We start from the raw sequence: 21217 nt of genomic DNA on the forward strand, positions 1-21217 counted from the left end.
GTAGTTTTAATGATTTGACCAATGTGCCTGCAGATATTGCTGATGGTGATGACGATACGACATACACTGCAGGTGCTGGTCTTAATCTTGTAGGTACTGAGTTTTCAGTCAACAATACGACCATTACTCCAGCTTGGGCTAACATTACAGGTGTTCCAGCAAATTTAGATACCGATTCCACCGACGATTTTAGCGGGGCTTTTGCCGACTTAACAGGCGTTCCCGTGAACTTAGATATTGATAGTACAGACGATTTTAGTGGTAGTTTTAATGATTTGACCAATGTGCCTGCAGATATTGCTGATGGTGATGACGATACGACATACACTGCAGGTGCTGGTCTTAATCTTGTGGGTACCGAGTTTTCGGTTAACAATACAACCATTACTCCGGCTTGGGCTAACATTTCGGGTATCCCAGCCAATCTAGATACCGATTCCACCGATGACTTTAGCGGGGCTTTTGCCGACTTAACTGGCGTTCCCGTAAACTTAGATATTGATAGTACAGACGATTTTAGTGGTAGTTTTAATGATTTGACCAATGTGCCTGCAGATATTGCTGATGGTGATGATGATACGACATACACTGCAGGTGCTGGTCTTAATCTTGCGGGTACCGAGTTTTCTGTAAACAATACAACCATTACTCCTGCTTGGGGTAACATTACAGGTATCCCAGCCAATCTAGATACCGATTCTACCGATGACTTTAGTGGGGCTTTTACCGATTTAACTGGCGTACCAACGGGCTTAGCTGATGGTGATGACGATACGACATACACTGCAGGTGCTGGTCTTAATCTTGTAGGTACCGTGTTTACGTTAGACAATGCAGCTGTATCTAACATTTCAAATTCTAATTTAACACTACCTAACGGAATCGTTAGAACCTTAGATTTGAACGGTAGCGATATTGCTTTCACAGGAACTGGTAATGTGGGTATTGGTAATGCTGCAAATCCTCCAAGGAACAAATTAGATATTGCAGGTGAAATTCGTTCAGAAGGGATAAACCTAACAGATGGTACAGCAGCTCATCCTTCATTCAATTTTGCAAATGACACCAATGCCGATACGGGTATTTATCGCCCAGCAGCAGATGAATTAGCAATAATAACAGGCGGATATGAAGCTTTGCGCGCAGACGAATACAGTACTGGGAACACACAAATAATAGTTCAAAATCGCTTGGCGGTAGGCAAATCAACAACAGACAATACTGGTTACTCAGGCCCCAATACACATAGTACATTAGAAGTAAGTGGCTCTATGGCCACAGCTATTACAGTAACCACAGGCAACATCACTTTAGATGAGACACACCATACTATCATCTTAGGAGGTGCGCATAACGTTACCCTACCAGACGCATCTACTTGTACTGGGAGAATGTATGTAATTAAAAACACCATTGCTTTAACCGCAAGTATATCTACATATGAGGATTTGCTAGGAGTAAGTGTAACGTTAATCCCCTATCAGGGTGTCATTTGGATACAGAGTGATGGAACCAAATGGCAATTAATCAACAAATTGTAAAATGAAGCAACTTATCATCATAATTTTGGGGTGCTCTTTTTTACATGCCCAAGAAACGCTCAGAAATGATGGAGGTCTAAAGGTTTTTGAAACCGGTACTCTAGGCGTGTTTCATCATATGGAAAATCATAGCGACTCTAAAAATCAAGGTTTAGTAGGATTTTATGGTTCAAAGGCGCAGGAAATATCAGGTTCCTTACCATTACATGTTTTTGATGTAGAGTTGATGAATAGCCGTGGTTTATTTTTAGCCAACGCGATGCATATTGAAAACAATTTGAATTTTGTAGATGGCAATGTAGATAGTGATGGAACTTTAGAGAGTCCTTTGCTTTGGTTTAAAAATGATGCTTTTCATACAGGTGCATCTGCCAAAAGTAAATCCATCACCTACACCGGAGGTCTTAACATTTCAAATTTAGAAATGCCTTTAGGTACAACAGAGTTTTATCGCCCTATTCAAGTATCTTTTAACGAATCTGGACTTACGCTACAATGCAAATATTTCTACAAAAATGAAAATTGGCCAAACACAGATAATTACAACAGTGTTTCTAAAGAAAATGCTATTAACCAAGTTGATAACACAGAATACTGGGAATTACATAATGCTATGGGTGCGATACAAGTGCAACTGTTTTGGGATGCTGTGACTACTCCGAACTATATTTTAGACAACACCAATGACGTTGTAGTAGTAGGCTGGCACAAAACGGAACAAGAATGGCATCATCTAGGAGGGCTAGAACATCAAGGCAACTCCACAAAGGGTAGCCTAAAATCCTATATTTTTAACGCCCCAGACTACGCTGCAGTTACCTTAGCAATTGCTCCCACATCAAAAAACACGCTAACTCCTAATTCGCAATTTATTTCTCCTAATGGAGACGGCATTAACGACTATCTTACTTTTGAGGAAATAGAAAACATACCCGAAAACCTTTTAGAGGTTTACAATAGGTACGGTATTCTAGTGTATACATTAAACAATTATTCGGCAGAATTTTATGGTGTAGCCAATGTAAAAGGCGCAATAACTAGAGGTAAAGGATTAGCATCTGGCATCTATTATTATGTAGTTACAGACCAAAGTAATGGTGAAAAATATCAAGGATTTTTTTACTTATCACCACTAGAAAATCAATAAAATAAGATATCAGCTAAAATATATAATCCATCCATTGCGTTAGCTATAGCAACGTAACGTTTACAAATTCATGCAAAGACGCGCCTTTATTCAAAAATCTAGTTTAGCAGCTACTGCCCTACTCACAGTACCGCATTTCCCTTACAAACAAGGACCTCTTTATTCTACAGAGGAATTAATGGGCAAAGCAGATTTAGAATTGTTTGGTAAGGGCATCAATCTAAGAAAAGAAGCCCATGACGCTTTTGTAGCTATGCATAAAGGGGCGGAAGCAGAAGGTTTCAACATTAAGATGGTTTCTAGTTATCGTAGCTACGCAAGACAAAAAGCAATTTGGGAACGGAAATATGTAAAATACACAGACCAAGATAACATGGAACCCCTAGACGCCATGGCTAAAATTATAGAATACTCTACTATACCTGGCACTAGCAGACATCATTGGGGTACAGATATAGATATCATAGATGCTAATGCAAAAGTGAGTGGAGACGTTCTAGTACCCAGTAAATTTGAAGAAGGTGGTCCCTTTGAAGGTTTAAAACAATGGTTGGACAAATGTGCTAATGACTATGGCTTTTATTTGGTATACACAGACAGCTATTTTAGAAAAGGTTTTAAATATGAGCCTTGGCATTATAGTTATGCTCCTACAGCTAAGCCGATGCTAAAACAATACCGCAAGCTTAATATCTTAAAAACCTTGTCGGAAGCAGATATCTTAGGAGCTCAACATTATACCAGAGCCTTTTTATTAGATTACATCCATAACAACATTCTAGACATTAACCCAGAATTATTATAGCTTCTTTTTTGTAACTTTCCGCCTACTATAACACAACCATTATGAGAAGTAGAGGAAGTTGGAAAATTCGGATTTTAATTGGCTTAGCTATTGTAGCCTTTGCCTATTTTAACAAGTGCAGTAATACAGAAACCAATCCATATACAGGTAGGGAACAGCATATTACCATGGAGCCACAAGAAGAAATTGCCATTGGATTACAAAGTGCTCCGGAAATGGCACAGCAACATGGTGGGCTATATCCAGACCAAAGAATGCAAGCCTTGGTAGATGCCGTTGGAAAAAAACTGGTGCAGAACAGTGTTGCCAGAGAAACCCCGTACCAATATGATTTTCATCTATTAGCTGATGACCAAACCATAAATGCATTTGCATTACCAGGTGGACAATGCTTTATAACTTATGCCTTATTTTCTCAATTGAATGAGGCACAACTTGCTGGCGTATTAGGCCATGAAATTGGCCACGTTATTGGTAGACATTCTGCGGAACGTATTGCAGACAGTCAATATTGGCAACAGGTATCTATGGGGGCGTCTGTAGGAGCAGATGCAGGAAGCATTATAGGTGCCATTGGCCAAAATACCTTATTAAAAAATGGTCGTGGGGACGAGTTAGAAAGCGATGAGCTAGGAGTGTTAATGATGATACAATCTGGTTACGACCCCTATGAAATGATTGAGGTAATGAAAATTTTAAAGTCTGCTGCAGGACCTAACAGAGTGCCCGAATTCCAGAGTACCCACCCAGACCCAGAAAACAGAATTGAAAGGATTAAAGAAGCTATTGAAAAATATCAAGGAGCTTAAAAAAGAGTAAGAAACGTTGGTTTCAAAGATTTAGTATAGCTAAAATCGAGTAAATGTCGCCTTTTAACGATCATTTACAATATTCCATCGAATTTGCGTACCTTTATGTGACCAAATCGAGACATAAAATAACTTAACCCCTTGTAGCTTAACATTAAAAAACTACAACATGGGGACACTATTGAATTTTAAGAACGCATATTTTGGCGCATTTGAGAACGTAAAGCCAGAATTTTTAGTGGTGCTTTTAAAGGCATATTCGGTATTTAGTGCTGTAATGATATTTATGGCGATGTATGCATTTGTGTATAGAGCGATTACTGGATTTCAATTTTAACACTATTTCCTTTTTACGAGAACACTTAAGGAAACAAAAAACCCGATGCATTGCATCGGGTTTTATAGTTTTTGAAACTCCTATTAGCCTTTTTTCTCTAATACTTCTAATACAGCAGAAGCGTCTGCCAGTTCTGCATATTTTTTCACGGTAAAACCTTGGTCACAACGCTTATTAAGGTTGGCACCATTTTTAATTAATACTTTCATTATTTCTGGCCTGTTGTAACGTGCAGCGTAATGAGCCGGAGTTTTGCCTAAGGACTTCTGGTTCACATCTTCTCCCATTTCAATCATTTTCAGCACCATTTCTTTATCGCCTTTAATAATTGCTTTACAAAAAGAACTTACATTTACATTTGTTAATGTATTCCATTTCATTATGGGAGCAGAATCAGTAGTTCTAGCTTCCACATTACTTACAACAGCCATAAAAGCCATTGCCACTCCCAAAGTTAAAATTCGTTTTTTCATGATGTTTTGATTTATTGATTAATGAATGTAATTGATATATCAAAGAGACTATATAATCCCTTAAACGTTACCATATTAACAGTTATATAACTAAACTTTAACAGCATCGCAATTTTTGCCTGTAATTATTGTTAAAATAGCATTACGGAAAACCATAAAATAACTAGGGGTTGTCCTTAGAAGGCTTTATTTTTGGAGCTCAATTACAACAGACATGAACAAAAAAGCAATCTTGATGATTTTGGATGGCTGGGGAAAATCTCCAGACCCTAAAGTTTCTGCCATAGAACAAGCAAATACTCCTTTTATTGACAGTCTTTACAGCACCTATGCCAATGCCAATTTACTTACCGATGGTATGCATGTGGGTTTACCAGAAGGCCAAATGGGTAATAGTGAAGTAGGCCATATGAATTTAGGAGCAGGTAGAATTGTATATCAAGATTTAGCTAAAATTAATAAGGCGGTTGCAGAAAATACTTTAAAGGACGAAGTTGCTCTTAAAGAAGCTTTTACCTACGCCAAAGAAAACAACAAAAATGTACATTTTCTGGGCCTTGTAAGTAATGGCGGCGTACATAGCCACATAGACCATTTAAAGGCTTTAATATCTGCTGCCGATAACGCTGGCGTTCCGCAATCTTTTGTACATGCTTTTACAGATGGTAGAGATGTAGACCCCAAGAGTGGTTTAGGTTTTTTACAGGATTTAGAACAATTTATTAGTGATAAAAAAGCTACAATAGCTACCGTTATAGGTCGTTATTTTGCCATGGATCGTGACAAGCGTTGGGAGCGCGTAAAAAAAGCTTACGACGTTATCGCAAAAGGAATTGGCACTTCTTACGATAATGTAACTACGGCATTGGAAGCTAGTTACGAAGCAGGCAAAACAGATGAATTTATTGAGCCAATTGTTTTAAATGCCGGAGGAACCGTAAAAGAAGGAGATGTAATCATCTTTTTTAATTTTAGAACCGACCGTGGTAGAGAATTAACCATGGCTCTGAATCAGCAAGATTTTCCAGAGCAAGACATGAAAATGTTAGACCTGTATTACGTTACTTTAACTAATTATGATGAATCTTTTAAAGGGGTTAAAGTTGTTTATGACAAGGACAACATTCCAGAAACCTTAGGAGAGGTTCTTGCCAACGCAGGAAAAAAACAAATCCGTATTGCTGAGACAGAAAAATACCCACACGTTACCTTCTTTTTTAATGGTGGCCGGGAAGAACCATTTAATGGTGAACAACGTATTCTGTGTCCTTCCCCAAAAGTAGCGACCTACGATTTACAACCAGAAATGAGCGCTTATGATATACGTGATGCTATTATTCCTGAGCTACAAAAAGGGGAAACCGATTTTGTATGTTTAAATTTTGCGAATCCAGACATGGTTGGGCATACTGGCGTTATGGAAGCTGCTATAAAGGCGTGTGAAGTTGTGGATGAATGCGCAAAAGATGTAATCACCGCCGGTTTAGCAAACGGCTACACTACCTTGGTCATTGCAGATCACGGTAATTGTGACACCATGATTAATCCAGACGGTAGCCCAAATACAGCTCACACCACCAATCCTGTGCCTTTAATTTTGGTAGATGGTGAACGTAAAGCAATTAAAGATGGGGTTTTAGGCGATATTGCCCCTACCATTTTAGACATTATTGGCGTAGCGCAACCTGCAAGTATGACTCAGAAGTCCTTGATATAATTTTATGAAAAAAATTCTTGTTTACCTTTTATGGGCATTACCTGCTTTGGGTATTGCCCAAGAACTAAATGCTCCTAATGGAGCATTTAATTTACAGTTTAGTTTGGCAGATGGCACACCAACCTATGAATTAAGCTTAAACGGCACAACAATAATAAAACCGAGTACGCTTGGTTTTGAGTTGAAAGACACTGAACCTTTATTAACGGGTTTTAGCATTGTTGACACTAAAACTTCTTCTTTTGATGCTAGCTGGAATCCAGTTTGGGGAGAAAACAAAACTATTCGTAATCATTATAATGAATTACTGGTACAACTTAAACAAGACAAGACCCAACGCTTACTTAATATTCGGTTTAGGCTGTTTAACGACGGTCTTGGTTTTAGATACGAGTTTCCAGAACAAGACAAACTCACTTATTTTGTAATTAAAGAGGAGGCTACCCAATTTGCTATGGCAGGTGACCATAAGGCATTTTGGATTGCAGGTGATTATGATACTCAAGAATATGATTATACCACCTCTAAATTATCAGAAATTGAAGGTTTAATGCAACAAGCTGTAACACCAAACGCTTCACAAACTCCAATAGGTAAAGCTGCAGTACAAACCGCATTGATGTTAAAAAGTGATGATGGAGTATACATTAACGTGCACGAAGCCGCTTTAGTAGATTATGCCTGTATGCATTTGGAATTGGATAGCAAAAATCTGATTTTTCAATCGCACTTAACACCAGATGCAAAAGGCGATAAAGGCTATATGCAAGCTCCTAGAACAACACCATGGCGTACGGTAATTGCGAGTAAAAACGCAGGAGATATTTTGCTGTCTAACATCACCTTAAATCTTAACGAACCCACTGCTATTGAAGACACCTCTTGGATAAAACCTGTAAAATATATTGGCGTTTGGTGGGAAATGATAACAGGTAAAAGTTCTTGGGCCTATACAGATATACCAAGCGTTCAATTAGGTGTCACAGATTATAGCAAACTAAAACCTAATGGAAGGCATGCTGCAAATACGGCCAACGTAAAAAAATATATTGATTTTGCTGCAACACATGGATTTGAGCAAGTTTTGGTAGAAGGTTGGAATGAAGGTTGGGAAGATTGGTTTGGAAAATCTAAAGATTATGTTTTTGATTTCCTTACCCCCTACCCCGATTTTGATGTAGAAGGCTTAAAAACATACGCAAAAGAAAAGGGTGTAAAATTGATGATGCATCACGAAACGTCTGGCTCTGTACGCAACTACGAAAGACACATGGACAAGGCCTATCAATTTATGGTAGACAATAATTACAATGCGGTAAAAAGTGGTTATGTTGGGGATATTTTACCAAGAGGAGAACATCATTATGGACAATGGATGATTAACCATTACCTGTATGCGGTTAAAAAAGCTGCTACCTATGGTATAATGGTTAATGCACATGAAGCAGTGAGACCTACAGGACTTAGTAGAACATATCCTAATCTAATTGGTAATGAATCTGCTCGTGGCACGGAGTACGAATCTTTTGGCGGCAACAATCCAGACCATACCACCATACTACCGTTTACGCGCCTTATTGGCGGGCCCATGGATTATACGCCCGGAATATTTGAGCCAGATGTAAGCCAGTACAATCCCAACAACAATTCATGGGTAAACACCACCATAGCTAGACAATTAGCTTTGTATATAACCATGTATAGCCCATTGCAAATGGCTGCAGATTTACCAGAGACCTATGAAAAACATTTAGATGCTTTTCAATTTATAAAAGATGTGTCGTTAGATTGGGATCAGTCTTTGGTATTAGAGGCAGAACCTGGTGATTTTGTAACCTACGCCAGAAAAGAAAAAGGGAGCAACAATTGGTTTATAGGTAGAACTAATGATGAAATACCACGTATTTCTAGTATTAAATTCAACTTTTTAGACAAGGGGAAGGATTACATAGCCACAGTCTATCGTGATGGTAAAGATGCTCATTATAAAAAGAACCCAAAAGCATACAAGATTGAAAAGTATAGGGTAAACTCCTCCTCTAAAATAAATATTCCTTGTGCCGCTGGTGGTGGTTATGCCATAAGTGTGATGGAAGTTACCCAACCTAATGCCCTAAAGGGCTTAAAGCGACTATAATTAATAAGGTAGTTCTTTAAATCTATTAATCATCTTATCTTTGCGCCATGATTAAAATCAAGACGGCAGAAGAAATTGAGTTAATGCGCGAAAGTGCGCTTATGGTATCTAAAACCTTAGGAATGTTAGCCGCTGAGATTAAGCCAGGGGCTAATCCGCTTAAGTTAGATAAAATGGCGGAAGAATTTATTCGTGATAATGGTGCTATTCCAGGGTTTTTAGGAATGTATGATTTTCCCAACACGCTTAACTGGAGCCCTAACGCGCAAGTTGTTCATGGGATTCCAAATAATGAGGAACTAAAAGATGGTGATGTAATCTCAGTTGATTGTGGTGCTATCAAAAATGGATATTACGGTGACCATGCCTATACCTTTGAAGTGGGAGAAGTAGCTCCAGAAACTAAGAAATTGCTAAAAGTAACCAAGGAATCCTTATACGTTGGTATTCGCGAATTTAAGTCTGGCAACCGTGTTGGTGATGTTGGCTTCGCTATTCAAAAATATTGTGAAAGTCATGGCTACGGTGTAGTTCGGGAACTTGTTGGCCACGGTTTAGGAAAAGAATTGCACGAGGACCCACAAATGCCAAACTACGGCAAAAGAGGAAGAGGTAAAAAGTTTGTAGATGGTATGGTCGTCGCTATAGAGCCTATGATTAATATGGGCACAAAGCGTATTAAACAACTTAGAGATGGTTGGACTATTTTGACAGCTGATGGGCAACCGAGTGCACATTTTGAGCATGACGTGGCTATTGTAGATGGTAAACCAGAACTTCTATCCACATTCCAGTACATCTACGAAGCACTTGGTATTACGTCTGACGAGGAAGATGAGTTTCGTGCTAAAAAATTGACGTTGTAGGTGTCTAAACTTTTTAAGTATTTTCTAAACCTTATTCCTAGACCTTGGCTCATAAAATTAAGCTACTGGGTTAGGCCAATCATAGCACTTGGCCTCCGTGGTAACAGATACACCGACCCCATTGACGGAAAAAAGTTTAGAAAATTCTTACCCTATGGGTATGAAGCTCCAAGAGAAAATGTTTTATCCCCTTCTACCCTTTCATTAGAACGCCACAGGCTTTTATGGTTATTCTTAAAAGAACGCACCAACTTTTTTAAGGCATCGTTAAAAGTGCTCCACTTTGCTCCGGAACAAGCGTTTTATCATCGGTTTAAAAAGCAAAAAAATCTGGATTACACTACCACGGATTTATTATCGCCTTTGGCGGATGTAAAAGCCGATATCTGCAATTTACCTTTTAAGGATAATGAGTTTGACGTTATTCTTTGCAATCATGTTTTAGAGCACATCCCTGATGACCATAAAGCTATGAGCGAATTATTTAGAGTGATGAAACCTGGCGGATGGGGTATATTTCAAATTCCACAAGATACCAATAGAGCGAAAACCTTTACCGATGATACAATCACTGACAAAAAAGAACGTGCCCGTATTTTTGGGCAGTATGACCATGTACGAATTTATGGTTTAGATTATTTTGACCAATTACGCTCGCATGGATTTAAGGTTGAAGCCATAGACTACACTGCCGATTTATCGTCAGTAATGGTAGACCAATTTCGCTTAGCGAAGGGAGAATTGATTCCTTTTGTTCGCAAACCTAATTTTGAATAACTACTTCCTTAAAACCATCTGTCATAAACTCTAGCGTATTCCCTGCATCATCTAAATAAATGATGTAAGCATCTAGATTTTCTTGAGCAATAAGCTTCTTAGAATCCTCTAAATCCATAGCCATAAAAGTGGTGGCGTAAGCATCTGCTTTAGCACAATTATCTGCCAGTACCGTAGCTGCCAAAATATTTCCGTTTTTGGGATAACCTGTCAATGGATTAATGGTGTGCACATATTTTTTCCCTGTTGCTTCGTCCACCCAAAACTTCCTATAATTTCCAGAAGAGGCCATAGCTCTATTGACTAAATGAATAGCTTTTTTTGTTCTTCTACCATCTTCTACCTGTGGATCATCAATAGCAACTCCCCAATCTCTTATCATTAGTCTGTTACTCCCCTTACCTACTACTTCTCCACCTACTTCTACCAAATAATTCTGAATACCTTTCTCTGCTAACATTGCTGCTAATCTGTCTATGCTGTACCCCTTAGCAATGGAATTAAAATCAAACGCAATACCCTCTTTCTCTTTGGTTACCGTGCTATTTGCATTTAAACGTACTTTACTAAAACCCACAAACTGCAACAAACTATCTACTTTTCCCTGATCCATTGTTAATTTTCTTCCCGGACCAAAACCCCAAGCGTTTGCCAAAACCCCTACAGTAGGATCAAAATTGCCCTTAGACTTTGCATGTATTTCTTTACTGAGGGCAAACACATCCTTAAACATGTGGTCTACTTGTATTGTTGTATCACCAGAATTAATTCTAGAAATATCTGAATCTGGCATGTACGTAGACATAGATTTATTTACAGCCTTAATAACAGAGTCTATTTCCTTTTGGTAATTCAACTCTTCATGAGCCAAATAAATGATAGAATAAGTGGTGCCAAACGCCTCTCCAACATTCTGATTCTTTACCCATCTTTCTTTTGGTGAACAACCAATAAATACAATTAGATATACTAAAAAACAACTATACGAACCTCTCATTTTAAAAGGGAATTAAACCTTGGTAATCTACTATATATTCCTGATTTAGCAATACAGGAGCATTCCTGTCCTTAGCATTTGAAAGGCCAACCCCAGCATAATAAGTTTTAGCTTCAAACTTATCTGCATGTTCCTTAACTTTCTTCACTAACGCCTCATCAAAAGTTCTAGGGTCTTCAGGATAAGCCACATGCCGCACAATGATAAAGTGCAAAATTTTATCCTTTAAACATACAAATTGTGGATTTTTTTTGAGTTTACTATTGACCCCCATAAACTCATATCCATCCAACTTTAGCTCTTCACCTACCAAATTCATGGCTAAGTTGTGCAATTCTTGTTCTGTTAATGGTCTACTCATTTTCTTTTAAAATAAAAAACCGATGCCAGAGCATCGGTTTTAAAATATATCCTAATCCTCTTATTGAAACTACAGAGGTTTTTTGATGGGTTGATTTATCCACCAAAGTCATCAAAACGAATATTCTCATCTGGGATACCAAAATCCTCACCCATTTTTTGTACCGCTTTGTTCATTAATGGCGGTCCACAGAAATACAATTCTATATCTTCTGGAGCTTCGTGGTGATTCAAATAGTTTTCAATAACACAATTATGAATAAACCCAACGAAACCGTCACCTTCCTCATCGTTTATATCCTTCTTTACCTTCCAGTTATCTTCCTCTAAAGGTTCTGAAAGGGCTAAGTAGAACTTAAAGTTCGGGAACTCCTTTTCCAAAGCTCTAAAATGCTCAAGATAAAATAACTCCCTTTTAGACCTACCACCGTACCAATACGTAACCTTTCTGTTGGTTTTTAAGGTTTTGAATAGGTGATATAAATGCGAACGCATTGGCGCCATACCTGCACCACCACCAACGTAAAGCATCTCTGCATCTGACTCATTGATAAAGAATTCACCAAACGGTCCAGAAATAGTTACAGGATCTCCTTTCTTTAAGTTAAAAATATAAGATGATGCCACTCCTGGGTTTACATCCATCCATCCGTTTTTAGCTCTATCCCATGGTGGTGTAGCAATACGCACATTAAGCATAATTTCTCTACCCTCTGCTGGGTAAGAAGCCATGGAGTATGCTCTTTCTACTGTCTCTGGGTTTTTCATTACCAAAGGCCAAAGGTTAAACTTATCCCATTCTGCTTGGAATTTGTCCGGAGTTTCATGCTCTTCTGGGTGTGCTGTTATGTCAATATCGGCATATTTCACCTCGCATTTTGGAATTTCTATTTGGATATAACCACCAGCCTTGTAATTCATTTCCTCAGGAATTTCTACTACAAACTCCTTAATAAATGATGCAACATTGTAGTTACGAACCACTTTTGCATCCCACTTTTTAATACCAAAAACTTCTTCTGGAATAGTGATTTCCATGTCTTGCTTAACCTTAACTTGGCAAGCTAAACGTGCTCCGTGATTCAATTCTTTTTTAGAAAAGTGTGGTGTTTCTGTTGGCAGAGCTTCTCCACCACCAGATAATACGTGACACTCACATTGAATACAAGTACCACCACCACCACATGCAGATGGTAAAAAGATTTTTTGATTACCTAAAGTAGAAAGTAAAGAACCTCCAGATTCTACCTCTACCTCTTTTTCTCCATTTATTTTAATGGTCACAGGACCAGAAGGAGATAATTTTTCTTTAGTGAACAACAATAGTGCAACCAATAAAAGGGTCAACACCAAAAATGCGATCACGGTAATGATTACAGTACCTCCGGTTGTTGCTAATATCATGTTTACTTGTTTACCTCGTTATAAGAAATGGCTTTTTCATCTTCCATTTCTTTTTTAATTTCTTTTTCGTCCTTTTTCTCTACTTCTGCAGTTGTAGGAGCAGTTTCTTCTGGCGGCTCGTTGTCACCCGTTAACATTCCACCAAAACTTTGGAAACCGATACCCATTAAACCCGTAATAATAAAAGTAATACCTAAACCTCTTAACGGAGCTGGCACATTAGAGTATCTAATTTTCTCACGGATGGCTGCTATAGCCAAAATAGCTAAGAACCAACCTATTCCAGAACTGATACCATAATTAAGTGCCAAACCTAAATTAGGTATATCTCTGGTTTGCATAAATAAAGAACCCCCAAGGATAGCACAGTTTACCGCAATAAGTGGTAAAAAGATACCTAAAGAGTTATATAATGAAGGTGAAAATTTCTCTACTACAATCTCTACCAATTGTACCATGGTAGCAATAGTTGCAATAAATAAGATAAAAGATAAAAAACCTAAGTTATAGTCTGCATATTCTGGACCTAACCAAGCTAATGCACCATCTCTTAATAAATATTGATCCAACAACCAGTTTAATGGAACAGTAACACCTAATACAAAGATTACAGCAGCTCCTAAACCTACAGCTGTACTTACTTTCTTAGATACTGCTAAGTAGGAACACATCCCTAAGAATACAGCAAATACCATATTATCTATAAAGATGGACTTAAAAAATAATTCTAAATGTTCTAACATGGCCTACGTTTTATGCTTCTTCTATTAATGCTCTATTTCTAGAACGTTGAACCCAAATAATAATACCCACAACAATTAATGCAGCTGGTGGAATAATCATGAAACCATTGTTCTCATATCCTATTGAATACAAACCAGTTTTTTCTATCGGGTCTCCTAAAACAGGATACCCAAATAAAGTACCTGCGCCAAGCAACTCTCTAAAAAAACCAACAATTATTAAGATAACACCGTAACCTAAGGAGTTACCAATACCATCTAAGAAAGACCTCCATGGACCATTACCTAAAGCAAAAGCCTCAAAACGCCCCATAATGATACAGTTGGTAATAATTAATCCTACGAAAACTGATAGGGTTTTACTTAATTCATATGCAAAAGCCTTTAAAACTTGGTCTACAATAATTACCAAAGTGGCCACCACAATCAATTGAACGATAATCCTGATTTTAGAAGGAATTACGTTACGCATTAAAGAGATAACTACGTTACCTACGCCTAATACAAACATTACTGATATTGCCATTACTACAGAAGCTTTTAATTCTGCTGTAATTGCCAAAGCAGAACAGATACCTAATACCTGAATGGTGATTGGATTATTATCTGCTAATGGATCTGTAATTAGGCTAGCATCCTTTTTAGAAAGTAGTCCCATACTATTGTTTTAAAGATTTTAAATACGGTTTGTAAAGATTAAGACTCTCTTTAATCATTGCAGAAACCCCATTACCTGTAATGGTTGCACCTGCTAAAGCGTCTACTTGATTATCTTCTTTGTCATTGTTTAAAGGGTCGTTGTTACCTTTAGCAACCTCTATACCTGCTAACCTTACACCATCTTCTATAGACTCTCCTTTAAAGTCATCCATAAAAAAACGAAGTTTAATGTTAGCACCTAAACCAGGAGTTTCCCCTTTGTGGTCAAAATAAACACCTTGAACCACTAAATTCTTGTCTAAAGAAATATAACCCCAGATAGCATCCCAAAGTCCCTTACCATACATAGGAAGAATGTAAAACTCTTTACCATCTTTTTCTCCTATAAACAATGGTAATTTACCGTTACCACCTTTTTTAATGACTTCCAACTCTTTCTTCATTTCAATTAAATAAGCTTCATCATCTTCTGATTGCTTATCGCCTTCAAGAATAATTTGCTTTTTAATGAATTTAGAAAAAGTTTCTTCTACCTTATCTGTTGGTATAAAAGCAACATCGCCATCCCCTTCATTCTCATTTACGCCCATGGCGTAAAGAATATTCTGTTGCTTTTCAAAACGTTGATTTTCATCTATGCGGGTTCTTAAACCTGTTGCCATTAAAGCTAAGATAGAACCTACCGCAATTACCATTATAACGGCAAAAATTACGGTGTACGAATTTTTATCTGTCTTGTTGGCCATAATTAAACGGTTTCAGCTTTTAATTCTTGAGCGGTATCTGCATCTACGTTTGGCAGTATAGTCGCATTTTTAGTTCGCTTTAATCTTTTCTTCACATTACCTTGTATCACATAGTGGTCAATGGTAGGCGCAAAGACATTCATCAATAAAATGGCTAAGAACACCCCTTCTGGATACCCTGGATTAAATACTCTAATCATTACAGATATAAAGCCGATTAAGAAACCATAAATCCATTTTCCTTTATTAGTTTGAGAACCTGTTACCGGGTCTGTAGCCATGTATACAATACCAAAAGCTAAACCACCAACAATAAGATGTTGCCAGAAATCAAAACTCATTAAACCATAAAACTTACTGTATTCTGGAATCCAACCAAAATCTACAACACCGTTAAAAATTAGCCCCATAACTAAGGAACCTATAACAGCACTAAGCATAATTCTCCAACTTGCAATCTTGGTAAAGATTAAAAACAAGCCACCTAATAGAATTAGAAAAGTGGATGTCTCCCCAACAGAACCAGGGATAAAACCAAAGAACATATCACTTAAATCATACTTAGCATACATATTTTCTGTATTGCCTTGCGCTAAATATCCTAGCACTGTTTCTCCAGAAATAGCATCTAGGTTAGCACCTGCCGTAATTGCTTCTGAGCGCTCTACAGCACCATGCACCCATACCTTATCTCCACTCATCCAAGTTGGGTAAGCAAAGAATAAAAAGGCTCTAATTGTCAATGCTGGGTTAAGGATATTCATTCCTGTACCACCAAATACTTCCTTACCAATCACCACACCAAAAACTACAGCAACTGCTAGCATCCAAAGTGGCGTATCTACAGGTACAATTAATGGCACAAGCATTCCCGTAACCAAATACCCTTCTTCTACTTCATGACCTTTTATTACAGCAAAAATAAATTCCACAATAAGGCCCACTCCGTAAGAAACAATTACCAATGGCAAAATGGTAGTTACTCCTAGTATAAAATTATCCCAATTGATAAAGTGTTCAAACAAGGAAAACTCCGCAGGAAAACCATTAATAGCAGAATAATGTTGATACCCCGCATTGAATATACCGAATATTAAGCATGGCACTAATGCCATGATAACGGTATTCATCGTTCTTTTTAAATCGTCCACCGCTCTAATGTGCCCACCAGAGTGTGTTGTTTCGTTTGGAGAAAACAAAAAAGTATGAAAAGCATTAAAGGCAGGTGCCATTTTTTTGCCCTGATACTTCAGTTTTAACTCATGCATCTTTTCTTTTAAACCCATAGCCTATCCAATTTCTTGATGTAATAAATCGAGTCCTTCACGAATAATCTGTTGGTGTGGCTGCTTAGAGATACAGATAAACTCTGTTAAAGCAAAATCTTCTGGAGCCACTTCATACAAACCTAATTGTTCCATTTCATCCAAATCCTTTACCATACATGCTTTTAGCAATTGTAATGGATAAATATCTAATGGAAACACCTCTTCATACTTACCAGTAACAACAAATGCTCTATGCTCACCATTGGTATTGGTATCCAAATCGTACTTCTTTTTTGGATTCAACCATGAGAACGTTAAAGCTCTGGTAGATGAAATTTTATTAAAAACCGGCTTATTCCACCCAAACAACTCATAATCGTCACCTTCTGGTATGGCTGTAACCGTATTATTATAAAAACCTAAATACCCGTCTGGCGCAGATTGCTTACCAGTAAGCACATCACCGTTAATCAATCTAAACTTATCTTCGTTTACGCCACTAGCGTACAAAAACGTAGATATTTCTGCACCTATTTTAGTGGTGTAGTATTTTGGATTCTTTACTGAAGACCCTGCCAAAGCAATTGTTCGCTCAGCGTTATATTTACCTGTCAGCAAATATTCACCTATTATGACCAAATCTTGCGGACTTACGGTCCAAACCGTTTCTCCTTTATTAATTGGATCTATTTTGTTAATCTGTGTACCCACTAATCCTGCAGGGTGAGGTCCAGACACGCTGTGTAAAGTAACCCCCGTAAGCCCTTTAAAAGGAGAGGAAGAGGGGTTTGCTACAGAAACATGAAATTTACCTGGGGTTAGTTTACCCAAAGCACTAATAGCCGCTTGCAGCTCTTTCTCTTTCCCTTTTAACACATAATCCACCTCTGCAGCTAATGGCGCTGTAGTGGCACCAGAAACAAATATTGCTTTTGGTGTTTTATTTGGATCAGCAATGATATCATAAGGACGCTGTTTAATAAATGGCCATAAACCAGCTCCCAACAACAACTCCCTTATAGTTTTAGCATCAGCAGTAGCCACATCAAGGGCTTTCCCTTCATGATAACTTTGCTCTTTGTCTGCTAAAATCTTTAAGGTAAGAATACGCCTTCTTGCACCTCTGACAATCTCTGCCAGTTCCCCGCTTACAGGGGACACAAAAAGCATATCTTCTCTATTCTTGTTGTAAAAGATGGGTTCACCGGCTTTTATCTCGGCACCTTCTTTGATTAACATTTTGGGAACTATCCCATGAAAATCATCTAGGTTCAGGGCATACACGTTGCTAGAAACGGCTTTTGAAGTAGTTTGTTCCGCTGCCCCGACCAGGTTGATATTCAACCCTTTCTTGATTCGGATGTCTTTGGACATATGTTTTGAGACCTTTAAAAATCGGTCACAAAAATACTACTAAAAACAACAATTATCGAAATAAATGACTAGAAATTTAGCATTACATCGAACGGATATGGTTGGGCATACTTTTTGTTTACCTTTACCTAATATTTAGGCTATTTATGCGCAGATTGATCAAACATTTATTGGTTTTTTTGATAATTTTTAAAAGTACGGCTCAAATTCAGTTTGAAGTCAATCCTCCAGAAAATATTAAGACCATAATTTTTAAAGGTCCTACAGAAGACCAATTCCCAATAATTACCCTAGGAGAATCCTTTACGCTCACCTTTGATGACCTCTATGCCAATGAGCAGGATTACTATTATAAAATAGTTCATTGTGATTTTGATTGGTCACCTTCTCAGCTGCTAAAGTCTCAGTATTTAGACGGCGCAGACAACCAAAGAATTATAGACTATGAAAATAGCTACACCACCCTACAACCCTACTCCAATTACAGACTTACCTTACCAAATAGTGATGTATCTTTTAAAGTAAGTGGTAATTACATTTTAGAGATATACAACAGTAGCGGAGAACTGCAATTTAGCAGAAGATTTCTTGTATACGAAAATAGAGTTGCCGTGGGCGCAACAGTTAAACGATCTAGAGATTTTGATTTTCTTAATGAGAAACAAGTGGTACAATTCAGTATTAATACCGCAGGCTTTTCTGTTGTTAATCCCAAGCAAGAAATAAAAACAAGCATTCTTCAAAATTACAATTGGAGCAATACTATTAACAACTTAAAACCGCAGTTTACACTAGGTAATGAGTTAATTTATAAGTACGATAAAGAGGCTTCTTTTTTTGGGGGTAATGAATACTTAAATTTTGATACCAAAGATTTACGCTCACCAACTTTTGCGATTGCTAAAATTGAATACAAAGAATTATATCATCATTATTTATTTGCAAATAGCATCCGTAAAGACGAGAAATACACCTATTTTCCAGATATTAATGGCGATTTTGTTGTGCGAACGCTTCAGGGTGATGATGTGGACAGAGAAGCAGAATATACCATAGTACATTTTAAATTACCATACTCTGCAGAAATTGGCTTAAACAACGTTTACGTAAACGGCAGATTTAATAATTATGCCACAAGCGATGAAAATAAAATGACCTACAATGAAGAAACCGGTTATTTTGAGTTAGCATACCCTATGAAACAAGGGTTTTATAACTACAAATATGTTGTAGAAAAACAAGACGGTTCTTTAGCTCCGAATTTAATCAGTGGAGACTTTCATTTTACAGAAAATAATTACCTGGTACTGGTATACTATAGAAATTTTGGTGATATGTATGACAGCCTGATAGGCATTGGGTCAACAAGCAGTGCAACTATCAGCAATTAAGTATATTTACTCCCACCAACCATAACACCATGGAAAAAGGGGATTCTTTACTACAAAAAGGGAGGTACGATTTAAGATATAGAGGCGTAAATTGCTTAAACTGCGGACATCCGCTAGATTTAAGTGATAAATACTGCCCTAATTGCGCACAAGCCAATAGCACCAAAAAGCTCACCTTATTAGATTTTGTACATGAGTTTTTTTCTAGCGTTATCAATTACGACTCCAAATTACTACGCACTTTATACACGATGCTTTTAAAACCAGGAAGCATCACTAGAGATTATATCAACGGAAAGCGCATTTCTTACACTAACCCTTTTAGATTTTTACTTAGTCTAGCTTTTATCTATTTTTTACTAGCCACTTTTGGAAATAATTTTGAGGAATTAAATGAGATGCATTTAGACGACAAAATTAATTTAAACCAAGGCTGGAATTTTAACCCAAACCATACCACCGCATGGTTAGATAGCGTAAAAACGAAAGCATTAGATAGTTTAGAACTGGCGCAGGTAGACTCCATCACCCAACATAATGAAGCAGCCCAAGCCCGTTTGTCAGATTTAGATTCATTAGGATTTTTTCTACAAAATTCTTTAGAAAAAGAACGCATCTCTGACTCCTTGATGATTGCAAATCCTAGAGCATATGCTAAAAACCTAGAAACCGACCCAAATACTGGTGTTTCTGAGAAAATGGAATTTTTTATCACCATGTTAAAACAAGACTCCATTACCAGCTACCAAAGCGCCTTGAATAAGTACCAAATGCAACCTAGTTTATCTACTAAACTTTCCTTTAATGCCGCACGTAGCCTTTTAAAAGCCTTAACTATGCCTGGTTATTGGCTAAAAGACACCATATCTAAGTTGCCTTTTGTTATCTTTTTCTTCTTACCGCTGTTTACACTATTTATCAAATTAGCTTACGTCCGAAAAAACTATACCTATACCGATCATTTAATCTTTAGTTTTCACAACCAATCTTTAATGTTTATCTTGCTCATCCTTAGTTGGATAATAGACCGTATTTTTGGAACATCTAGTGTTGTGATTTTCGTTTCACTTTTTACCATTTACCTGTTCCAAGCCATGCGTAATTTTTACAACCAAGGCGTTCTTAAAACAATTATAAAATATCTGTTTCTCAACTCAGTATTCTTATTTTTAGCCATCTTTGTAGTGGTAATACTGTTTACAGGGAGCATATTTACTTATTAGGTTATGATCACACAAGTCACCAACGGCATCAAAATTTCAGTTCAAACTTCTTTTGAGGGTACTTTTTTTAAGAACTATAAGATGCACTACGCTTTTGGCTACACCATAACTATAGAAAACCAAACCAACTCAGCAGTACAACTTACAGACCGCCATTGGGAAATTCTAGATGCTTTAAAAGACATTGAACTTGTGGACGGACAGGGCGTGATTGGCAAAAAACCTGTAATACAACCTGGCAAGTCTTATACCTACAGCTCAGGATGTCTTTTAGCCTCACCTATTGGCGCTATGAAAGGCTATTATGATATGGTAGATTTACGTTCAGGAGAAGGTTTTGAAGCCGAGGTACCTACCTTTAAATTCTCAGCACCTTTCGCCATAAACTAACCACCCATTAATTTCACAAACCATAACCCTTTTGTTACCTTTGTTGTCATTA

21 protein-coding genes are annotated in these 21217 nt (G+C 37.5%); 12 read left to right on the forward strand and 9 right to left on the reverse strand.

Features of this window, described 5'->3' with window-relative positions; translation table 11 throughout:
- The 5 genes from HCO57_RS05415 to HCO57_RS05435 all read left to right on the forward strand — a co-directional run.
- Window positions 1-1541 (forward strand): hypothetical protein (locus tag HCO57_RS05415; RefSeq protein ID WP_167988197.1); only part of this gene is annotated, 1541 nt, incomplete at its 5' end.
- A gap of 1 nt (window position 1542) precedes the next feature.
- Complete coding sequence (locus HCO57_RS05420) at window positions 1543-2688, forward strand: gliding motility-associated C-terminal domain-containing protein (protein WP_167988198.1); 1146 nt, start codon at window positions 1543-1545, stop codon at window positions 2686-2688.
- A 70-nt stretch (window positions 2689-2758) separates the two neighbouring features.
- Window positions 2759-3493 (forward strand): M15 family metallopeptidase, encoded by a 735-nt coding sequence (locus HCO57_RS05425; RefSeq protein ID WP_167988199.1) that lies wholly within the window; start codon window positions 2759-2761, stop codon window positions 3491-3493.
- A 41-nt stretch (window positions 3494-3534) separates the two neighbouring features.
- Window positions 3535-4302 (forward strand): M48 family metalloprotease, encoded by a 768-nt coding sequence (locus HCO57_RS05430; protein ID WP_167988200.1) that lies wholly within the window; start codon window positions 3535-3537, stop codon window positions 4300-4302.
- 169 nt (window positions 4303-4471) lie between these two features.
- The gene (locus HCO57_RS05435; protein WP_167988201.1) at window positions 4472-4639 is read left to right on the forward strand and encodes a DUF6747 family protein; all 168 of its coding nucleotides are present in this window, start codon (window positions 4472-4474) and stop codon (window positions 4637-4639) included.
- An 83-nt stretch (window positions 4640-4722) separates the two neighbouring features.
- Here the strand turns inward: HCO57_RS05435 and HCO57_RS05440 are convergent, their stop codons facing one another.
- Window positions 4723-5112 carry an ankyrin repeat domain-containing protein gene (locus HCO57_RS05440; protein WP_240729840.1) on the reverse strand — a complete coding sequence of 130 codons (390 nt, stop codon included), beginning with the start codon at window positions 5110-5112 and terminating at the stop codon, window positions 4723-4725.
- Window positions 5113-5326: 214 nt separating this feature from the next.
- Here HCO57_RS05440 and gpmI point away from each other — a divergent pair, with 214 nt between their 5' ends.
- The 4 genes from gpmI to HCO57_RS05460 are packed head-to-tail and all read left to right on the forward strand — an operon-like array spanning window position 5327 to window position 10609.
- A complete protein-coding gene (gene gpmI, locus HCO57_RS05445; protein ID WP_167988202.1) occupies window positions 5327-6829 on the forward strand; it encodes a 2,3-bisphosphoglycerate-independent phosphoglycerate mutase in 1503 nt (500 codons plus the stop codon).
- A gap of 4 nt (window positions 6830-6833) precedes the next feature.
- Window positions 6834-8966 (forward strand): glycoside hydrolase family 97 protein, encoded by a 2133-nt coding sequence (locus HCO57_RS05450; protein WP_167988203.1) that lies wholly within the window; start codon window positions 6834-6836, stop codon window positions 8964-8966.
- A 47-nt stretch (window positions 8967-9013) separates the two neighbouring features.
- On the forward strand, window positions 9014-9832 hold the full coding sequence (gene map / locus HCO57_RS05455) for a type I methionyl aminopeptidase (protein WP_167988204.1): 819 nt from the start codon (window positions 9014-9016) through the stop codon (window positions 9830-9832).
- A complete protein-coding gene (locus tag HCO57_RS05460) occupies window positions 9833-10609 on the forward strand; it encodes a class I SAM-dependent methyltransferase (protein WP_167988205.1) in 777 nt (258 codons plus the stop codon).
- Here HCO57_RS05460 and HCO57_RS05465 read toward each other — a convergent pair.
- The 8 genes from HCO57_RS05465 to HCO57_RS05500 form a co-directional block, all read right to left on the reverse strand.
- Window positions 10596-11606: an FAD:protein FMN transferase gene (locus tag HCO57_RS05465; protein WP_136951739.1), complete on the reverse strand. Its 1011-nt coding sequence runs from the start codon at window positions 11604-11606 to the stop codon at window positions 10596-10598. The genes HCO57_RS05460 and HCO57_RS05465 overlap by 14 nt on opposite strands.
- Window position 11607: 1 nt before the next feature.
- Complete coding sequence (locus HCO57_RS05470) at window positions 11608-11967, reverse strand: Na(+)-translocating NADH-quinone reductase subunit F (RefSeq protein ID WP_136951740.1); 360 nt, start codon at window positions 11965-11967, stop codon at window positions 11608-11610.
- Between the two features lie 95 nt (window positions 11968-12062).
- Complete coding sequence (nqrF, locus tag HCO57_RS05475) at window positions 12063-13370, reverse strand: NADH:ubiquinone reductase (Na(+)-transporting) subunit F (RefSeq protein ID WP_136951741.1); 1308 nt, start codon at window positions 13368-13370, stop codon at window positions 12063-12065.
- 2 nt (window positions 13371-13372) lie between these two features.
- Window positions 13373-14113, reverse strand: coding sequence for an NADH:ubiquinone reductase (Na(+)-transporting) subunit E (gene nqrE, locus HCO57_RS05480; RefSeq protein ID WP_136951742.1), 741 nt, complete (start codon window positions 14111-14113; stop codon window positions 13373-13375).
- A gap of 10 nt (window positions 14114-14123) precedes the next feature.
- Window positions 14124-14771: an NADH:ubiquinone reductase (Na(+)-transporting) subunit D gene (locus tag HCO57_RS05485; RefSeq protein WP_136951743.1), complete on the reverse strand. Its 648-nt coding sequence runs from the start codon at window positions 14769-14771 to the stop codon at window positions 14124-14126.
- A 1-nt stretch (window position 14772) separates the two neighbouring features.
- The gene (locus HCO57_RS05490) at window positions 14773-15519 is read right to left on the reverse strand and encodes a Na(+)-translocating NADH-quinone reductase subunit C (RefSeq protein WP_136951744.1); all 747 of its coding nucleotides are present in this window, start codon (window positions 15517-15519) and stop codon (window positions 14773-14775) included.
- Between the two features lie 2 nt (window positions 15520-15521).
- Entirely contained in the window at window positions 15522-16805 is a 1284-nt protein-coding gene (locus HCO57_RS05495; protein WP_167988206.1) for an NADH:ubiquinone reductase (Na(+)-transporting) subunit B, read from the reverse strand.
- 3 nt (window positions 16806-16808) lie between these two features.
- Window positions 16809-18161 carry a Na(+)-translocating NADH-quinone reductase subunit A gene (locus HCO57_RS05500; protein WP_167988207.1) on the reverse strand — a complete coding sequence of 451 codons (1353 nt, stop codon included), beginning with the start codon at window positions 18159-18161 and terminating at the stop codon, window positions 16809-16811.
- 146 nt (window positions 18162-18307) lie between these two features.
- Between HCO57_RS05500 and HCO57_RS05505 the strand changes: the two genes are divergently transcribed.
- From HCO57_RS05505 to apaG, 3 genes are read left to right on the forward strand one after another with little or no spacing between them, the layout of a single operon-like run.
- The gene (locus HCO57_RS05505; RefSeq protein WP_167988208.1) at window positions 18308-19552 is read left to right on the forward strand and encodes a type IX secretion system plug protein domain-containing protein; all 1245 of its coding nucleotides are present in this window, start codon (window positions 18308-18310) and stop codon (window positions 19550-19552) included.
- Window positions 19553-19581: 29 nt separating this feature from the next.
- The gene (locus HCO57_RS05510) at window positions 19582-20775 is read left to right on the forward strand and encodes a DUF3667 domain-containing protein (RefSeq protein ID WP_167988209.1); all 1194 of its coding nucleotides are present in this window, start codon (window positions 19582-19584) and stop codon (window positions 20773-20775) included.
- 3 nt (window positions 20776-20778) lie between these two features.
- Window positions 20779-21165 (forward strand): Co2+/Mg2+ efflux protein ApaG, encoded by a 387-nt coding sequence (gene apaG / locus HCO57_RS05515; protein ID WP_136951749.1) that lies wholly within the window; start codon window positions 20779-20781, stop codon window positions 21163-21165.
- Window positions 21166-21217 lie beyond the last annotated feature (52 nt).

The sequence above is a fragment of the Croceivirga sp. JEA036 genome, assembly GCF_011882165.1.
Lineage (GTDB): Bacteria > Bacteroidota > Bacteroidia > Flavobacteriales > Flavobacteriaceae > Croceivirga.